Annotated in this window: 6 protein-coding genes and 1 pseudogene; 1 reads left to right on the top strand and 6 read right to left on the bottom strand. The window is 56.5% G+C overall.

What is annotated here, in order from left to right; translation table 11 throughout:
- Positions 1-101: 101 nt before the first annotated feature.
- Complete coding sequence (locus ACDELDRAFT_RS18050) at positions 102-725, bottom strand: hypothetical protein (protein ID WP_005799430.1); 624 nt, start codon at positions 723-725, stop codon at positions 102-104.
- An 87-nt stretch (positions 726-812) separates the two neighbouring features.
- Positions 813-1,319 carry a hypothetical protein gene (locus ACDELDRAFT_RS25420; RefSeq protein ID WP_198403264.1) on the bottom strand — a complete coding sequence of 169 codons (507 nt, stop codon included), beginning with the start codon at positions 1,317-1,319 and terminating at the stop codon, positions 813-815.
- A 175-nt stretch (positions 1,320-1,494) separates the two neighbouring features.
- On the opposite strand from ACDELDRAFT_RS25420, the pseudogene ACDELDRAFT_RS26035 reads away from it, so the two are divergent.
- Positions 1,495-2,488, top strand: a pseudogene (locus ACDELDRAFT_RS26035) (integron integrase).
- A 100-nt stretch (positions 2,489-2,588) separates the two neighbouring features.
- On the opposite strand, the gene ACDELDRAFT_RS25180 reads toward ACDELDRAFT_RS26035, so the two are convergent.
- From ACDELDRAFT_RS25180 to ACDELDRAFT_RS18035, 4 genes are all read right to left on the bottom strand, one after another.
- Positions 2,589-2,888 (bottom strand): hypothetical protein, encoded by a 300-nt coding sequence (locus tag ACDELDRAFT_RS25180; RefSeq protein WP_198403263.1) that lies wholly within the window; start codon positions 2,886-2,888, stop codon positions 2,589-2,591.
- A gap of 72 nt (positions 2,889-2,960) precedes the next feature.
- Positions 2,961-3,152, bottom strand: a complete 192-nt coding sequence (locus ACDELDRAFT_RS25175; RefSeq protein WP_157764947.1) for a hypothetical protein — start codon at positions 3,150-3,152, stop codon at positions 2,961-2,963.
- Between the two features lie 496 nt (positions 3,153-3,648).
- Positions 3,649-4,983, bottom strand: coding sequence for a (Fe-S)-binding protein (locus ACDELDRAFT_RS18040; RefSeq protein WP_005799424.1), 1,335 nt, complete (start codon positions 4,981-4,983; stop codon positions 3,649-3,651).
- A complete protein-coding gene (locus ACDELDRAFT_RS18035; RefSeq protein ID WP_040329872.1) occupies positions 4,980-5,660 on the bottom strand; it encodes a hypothetical protein in 681 nt (226 codons plus the stop codon). Before ACDELDRAFT_RS18035 ends, ACDELDRAFT_RS18040 begins: the two co-directional genes overlap by 4 nt.
- Positions 5,661-6,066: the final 406 nt, after the last annotated feature.

The following is a 6,066-nucleotide window of genomic DNA, read 5'->3' as shown; positions in this document are numbered from 1 at the left end:
CCCTGGGGGTTAGTGGGTCACTTCTGCGTGGAAATCAACAGCAGGATATCCAACGGCGCCATGCGGCCCCTTGCCGCAACGTGTCCGAGGTGACCGACCTGTTAGACCGCACTCCGGCCACCAGCTGATATCGCCGGGATGCTTCCGGCTAGCTTGTCGAAGAACTGAGAAACGTCTTCCGGTAACTTGTCGGACTTACGGACCAGCCGTCGCACCTTCAGGCCAGTCAGGATAGAGTGACTCTTCCCGAGCTCGAGCACGGCTGCGTCTATGCTTGGCCTGGCGGCCCGAAGGAGTTGCGACTCAAAGCTCTCGAACATGCCTAAATTGGCGCCAGCAGACGCGGCTTGCGCCCTGAGAATTGAGAGCACCTTGGGCAATGCGTTTTTCGAGCGCAGATTGAACGCAAGGACCGGATCAACTCCGGCCAGCTGGGTCACGGCTTGGGCGTAGCGTTCTTCCAGCATCGGGTCCGAAGGGAAGGCGGTATCCATTAGGTTCCGCACTTGCGCTAACGCGTTGGGCTCTAGCCCCGCCATGCTTTGAATCTTCTCCAGCACGAGATCAAAGCCGACGATGCGATGCCGGACCTCAAGCAAGTCCGCAAGGGCGGATCCCACGATGCGCTTGTGCTCGCGCCTCGCACGGATGTGAGCGCCAATCCCGGATAGGACGCTTCCGAGCACTACCCCAATCAACGGTGCGATTACCTGGATGGCTTCCATGCGGTCTAACGATTAAGGTAAGGCCGCCGGCCCGTTAGGGCCGGTCGCGCCTTGACCGGGTTGTTAGGCGGTTTATGGCGATGATTATTATTCATACACCGAGTATTCCCTTTCTGGCTTGGGTACCCCAGCGCCGATTATCTTTTGGGTAAATTCAGTGGTCCCCAAGTTGCCGACAATTTTCGTGCGGCAAGCTTGCCTAGAGATAAGCGCATTGTCTTTCCTAACATAAACGCCGTGATCTTCGAATGTGCGCCCGCCAACGGAGTACACGGTGTAGGTGTACTCACCATTACGGAATCGCAGCGAGTTCTCTACGGCTTGCCCTGTACCCAATGCCAAAAAGGTAAACGCTTGTTTTGGAGGCAAGGACTTATCGGGGTACCTAAGCTCAATCAAATTCTGTTTACCGAAGCGGTACTCAATGTAGCCACGATCGGACGACAGGTCCTTTGAGGCGCAAACCGAAAGTAGCTTATGCCCAAGTGAGCAGGATAGAAAGACGATTTCGTCAGCTGAGCAAAGAGAAATAGAGGTTCCTGCCCAACACAAGCCCGAGAACAATGAAAAACACACTGCGCTAAGAATTTTCATGGGGCGAGGAGTCGAAGGCATAAAAGATGGCGCCTAACGTAATGTAGACCGCATCAACTCGCAGGCCATATCCGGCGCTTGCGGTCTAAATTGGCACGCAGAAAACGCTGCACGGAGCATGTAGCCTAGCTTTGCGGCACGTATGCTGCACAAAAATACAGTACCAAGTTCAGCCATGAAACCCGCCGCCCCTCCTGTGTTGCGCGCCACACGGTTGCTGGATCAGGTCCGTGAGCGAATTCGTTACAAACACTATAGCCTGCGCACCGAACAGGCCTATGTGCAATGGGTGCGCACGTTTGTGAAATGGCACGGTTTGCGGCATCCGCGAGACATGGGGCAAGTGGAAATCGAGCGTTTTCTGGGCATGTTGGCCAACGAGCGGCGGTGGCTGCTGCCACGTTGAGCGCGTTGCTGTTCCTTTACGCGAAGTGCTGGGATTGACCTGCCATGGCTCGATGGCGCGCAGCGCCCGCGCACGCCCAAGCGCATTCCTTCGGTGTTGACGGTGGCCGAGATGGCGGCTTTGCTATCGGCGTTGCCGACCGATATGGCCTTGCTGGCGCGCCTGCTGTACGGCACTGGAATGCGTCTGCTGGAAGGCCTGCGCTTGCGGATCAAGGACGTGGATTTTGACCGGGGTGTGATCGTGGTACGCCAAGCCAAGGGCGACAAGGATTAGGTGGTGATGCTGCCGCACAGTCAGGCACACGATCTGCGCAAACAGGCGCTTTCAGCGCGTGCACTGTGGGAGCAAGACCGACAAGCGCAGCGCGGTGGCGTGGAGGCGCTCCGCATGCACTGGAGGCCAAGTACCCTGGCGTGGGGTAGCGCTGGGGCTGGTTCTGGGTATTCCCAGCTCCCCCCTGTCGGTGGACTCGCGCACGGGTGTCCGGCGACGCCATCACCTCTACGAGGAGCGTTTGCAGCGCGCGCTGAAGAAAGCCGTGATACAGGCGGGCATTTGCAAGCCTGTCTCGGTACATACCTTGCGCCACAGCTTCGCCACGCACTTGTTGCAGTCGGGCTCCGACATTCGCACGGTGCAGGAGCTGCTGGGGCATTCGGACGTGAGCACGACGATGATCTACACCCATGTCCTGAAAGTCGCAGCCGGAGGTGCCTCCAGCCCGTTGGACTCGTTGGCCTTGCACTTGCCGCCTGGCTGAATGACAGCTTTGGAGCGCTCATCTGGATGGCTGCTCAGGGCCCAAAGCGGAAATTTGATGCGTTCAAAACAGCAATGCCAGCGATCAATGAGGCGCTGAATTAGTACGCTGGTACTGCGCTGAAAGCCAGAACACAAGCTGACATCTCTGCCATTGACTGACTTGCGCATGCCCATTGCCGCCGCCAGATTGCAGCAACGAGAAGGCCTGAGGCGATGAAAAAAGCCACAAAAAACAACAGGGGCCCAACATCGAGAATCATTCCATTCAGAAAATGCTGGATGCCATCCAAAGATGGAGGGAGTTTGGGGGTTGCGAGCAGCGTTGATGACCAAGGCAGGAGAAGCAAACCCGCGCATAGCAGCACGGTGCTGACCCTGATCCGGAGTTGTGGTTTCATTCTTGTCATCCAAGGCTGCTTCTGGCCGAATTCTGCCAGCGCTTCCAAGCACAAGAAGTGTTGGGCAACCCATCAGGACATACGTTTTTTGCGGCGCGACAGGAGAGCAGCGACAGGCCAAGCTGCAATCGCACAAACCCAACCAAGCGGTGACCACATCATGTGACGCCCCAGAAATTGGATGTCGTGCAACCCAAGGTAGCGACCAAGCCAATTCGGGCCGAACAGTAAAAGGGCAACCATCAATACCAACGAGAGCAGCATGAAGGCAATCTGAGGACGAACTCCACGCTGGAGTCTCCACATCAAAGCACCGCCAACCAGCAAAGGAGGCAGGATGACCCAAAGGATAAGGATTGCGAACTCTGATTTGGTGAATCGCCCCGGGTTTGCGTGGAGGCTCAACACTCTGAGAGGACTGAGCCATCGTTTAATCGAACAAGTTCTCACCCGAGATGCGTGAGCGAGCGGTGAGCCTGGGGTAGGTGCGCTTCGGGGAGTAGCATTCCTCTGGGCAACCCCGAAGGCCTGCAAATCCAGGTCAACACTAGCCTGCCGCCTGAGCGTGTTCTCCGGGCATTGAATGAACTGGTGGAAGTACCCGGCGCGCCGCTGTCGCACCGACCCCATGAAGCCCACGGCCGGATTCCCCCGTTCGATTACCGTGTCAAACTGTTCTCCAACCTCTACTTCTGACCGGCCCGGTCATTCGATGGGGCAGCAATTTAGCCTGCTCTCTGGGAGCGTCTGTGACACGCATCTACTTACTTGGTAGTTGCGCAGCGACAAGCTCCACGACGCTCTCAATTTTTGTTTCCCACTGAACCTTCTCTGCGCCGGCCATAAAGTTCAGTCGGCAACTCCCACAGGAGACGACGACAGTATCAGCGCCAGTTGCGTCGATCTGCTCGCGTTTGATTTCCCACGCTTTGTGTCGCAAGCCCTCCGCACGATTGATCAAGAACGCGCCGGCACCGCCACCACAGCACCAGTTCTTCTCCGCTGTCGGGCTGGTTTCACGAACATCCATTCCGAGCGCAGCCAAAGCCGCGCGTGGTTCCTTCATTACTCCACCGTGACGCGCTAATTTGCAGGCATCGTGATATGTAATTTTGCGGGTTGCATCGCCAGGCGTTAGATGGAGGCGTCCTGCAGACACCTCCCGCCCGACATACTCAGCCGTAGCCAATACTTCAAAAGGCAGCGACTGACCATCGGAGAGCCTGCCGTCCCAACGCAGCGCGGGATAGGCGTGACCGCACTCCGGGACGATGACCGTTTTTGCGCCTATGGCCAAAGCCTCATCCACAATGCGTTGCGTTGCAGCTTTCTGCAGCGACTCACTTCCCGCGAGCAGCCCGAAATTGGCCGCTTCAAAGCCTTTACTGCGTAGCGTCCAATTGACGCCAAGGTGGTTCAATATGCGGGCCGTTGCTGCCAGCGCATCCTGATACAGAAGAACGTCAATCACAGTCGTGACCAACATCACGTCAGCACGCGGCTCATTCAGAGGGATTGCGATACCTTGACCACGCAGCAGATCAACGGTTTGTTGGAGTTGCTCAGGCCCCACACCAAACACCGTTCCTCGACCGGCCTGCTCTTGTGCCACGGCAGTCAATTCTAGGGGGGCCAGCCCTGCTTCATAGAGCGCCTCACGCATTACATTGACGCCCCGGGCTGTATTTATGCCCATCGGACAGATCATGCTGCATCGGCCGCACTCGGTGCACGAGTCGTAGACCAACTCTTGCCATTCCTTCAGGTCGTTGACCGTGATGTCGGAAACAAAGAGTCTTTTGATCGGGGCAAACGCAGAGGTCTCGCGTGCATGAACCCTGCGCAGCAAATCCAACTTGCGGCTGGGGCTGTACTTCGCGTCCTGTGTACTCTGAAAGAAGTGGCAGGACTCGGAGCAGTAGCCACAATTGACACAAGCCTCCAGATCCAGCGCCAGGCTGCGATCCGTCTTGGCTCGCATCACTGATTTGGCTTTTGCGACGCGCTCTGCATCGGTCATCGCAGTAGGCTGGGCCATCTCAGGCAGATGGCGAATGGCTTCTAAAAAGCCATGGAAAACGTCCATATTGATCATGAGCGAACCCCGCGACGTCCAAAGAATGTTGCCAGTTGCATGCGGCTAGGCAGCACCAGAAATGCGTGCATCAGTTTCCCGAACGGAAACCATATCAGCAGCAGTTCAAGAGACAGTAAATGAATAGCCAGAGGCCCACCGTAAACGACGTGATCGCGCGCTAGGAGGGTGGCCGAAGGTTCACTAACCACCCCCATGCCAGTGATAAACGGCAAGAAGGTTACGGTCCATGTGATCATGTCATCCGGGCGGGAAATTCGCTTCAGAACGGGGTCCGTTAGCCGAAACAGCAGCGCGATCAGCAGGGAAATGATAGTGGCGCCGGCAGCAACATACATCACGCCATCAGGCAGTGCTGGCCATCGGAGCCAAGTGATTCTTTGTATGAAAGCAATGTGCGGTGCGTAGCCGAAGAAGACCAGCACGAGGCCGATGTGAAACACGTAGGGGTTGATATTGACGAGCGTCGCACTGGGATGAAAACCTCCGCTTGGAATCATGCGGGTCATCGCTGCGCTGAATGCATCTGCTTTTCCAAACGCCTGTTTGGCAGCCGCATTTGGGGCGTGCGACGCAGGCATCCGCCACAAAGAAAGCAGGCGCCATGCAACGCCCGCTACAAATATCGTGAGCGATACGATTAGCAATGGGCCACGAGCCCAGTCGAGCAATGTCATGGATACGCCCTTTAAAAATATGACGCTCGACAATACGCTTAGCGTTTTAGTGAAAATTGATGTAGGTCAAGCCCCCCCCCCCTTGATTTCCGGAACCAGTCTTCAGTAGAGGTCGGCGCCTCCCAAATAGCCGCATTGCTTCAGTGCCAATGAGTGCAAAGGGTCGAAACCGTCAGTTAAGGTGACGGTGACCGATGAGATCGCGATAGGGGCACTGTTTAGCAGAGTGACTGGTTTGAGACGTGGAACGGAAGTTCGGCTCGATGGCCGCTGAATGTCCGTTATCGGCATGGCCAGTCATTGAGCAACTAAAACGCGATGGCTGCTCTCAGCCTTGAGCAGCCGATGACAAGCGAGCTGCCTTAACCCAACTCATGGAAACTGAGACTCTTCATTCGCAACTCTC

Origin of the sequence: Acidovorax delafieldii 2AN, assembly GCF_000175235.1 — a bacterium.
In the GTDB taxonomy this organism is placed as follows: Bacteria; Pseudomonadota; Gammaproteobacteria; order Burkholderiales; family Burkholderiaceae_C; genus Acidovorax; species Acidovorax delafieldii_B.
This window is presented reverse-complemented; position numbering and strand designations above follow the sequence as displayed.

What these genes read in the sequence shown, in the direction of transcription:
- ACDELDRAFT_RS25420 (WP_198403264.1), bottom strand. Translation starts at nt 1,319, where the DNA reads ATGAAAATTCTTAGCGCAGTGTGTTTTTCATTGTTCTCGGGCTTGTGT.
- ACDELDRAFT_RS18050 (WP_005799430.1), bottom strand. Translation starts at nt 725, where the DNA reads ATGGAAGCCATCCAGGTAATCGCACCGTTGATTGGGGTAGTGCTCGGA.
- ACDELDRAFT_RS25175 (WP_157764947.1), bottom strand. Translation starts at nt 3,152, where the DNA reads ATGCTGCTCTCGTTGGTATTGATGGTTGCCCTTTTACTGTTCGGCCCG.
- ACDELDRAFT_RS18040 (WP_005799424.1), bottom strand. Translation starts at nt 4,983, where the DNA reads ATGATCAATATGGACGTTTTCCATGGCTTTTTAGAAGCCATTCGCCAT.
- ACDELDRAFT_RS25180 (WP_198403263.1), bottom strand. Translation starts at nt 2,888, where the DNA reads ATGAAACCACAACTCCGGATCAGGGTCAGCACCGTGCTGCTATGCGCG.
- ACDELDRAFT_RS18035 (WP_040329872.1), bottom strand. Translation starts at nt 5,660, where the DNA reads ATGACATTGCTCGACTGGGCTCGTGGCCCATTGCTAATCGTATCGCTC.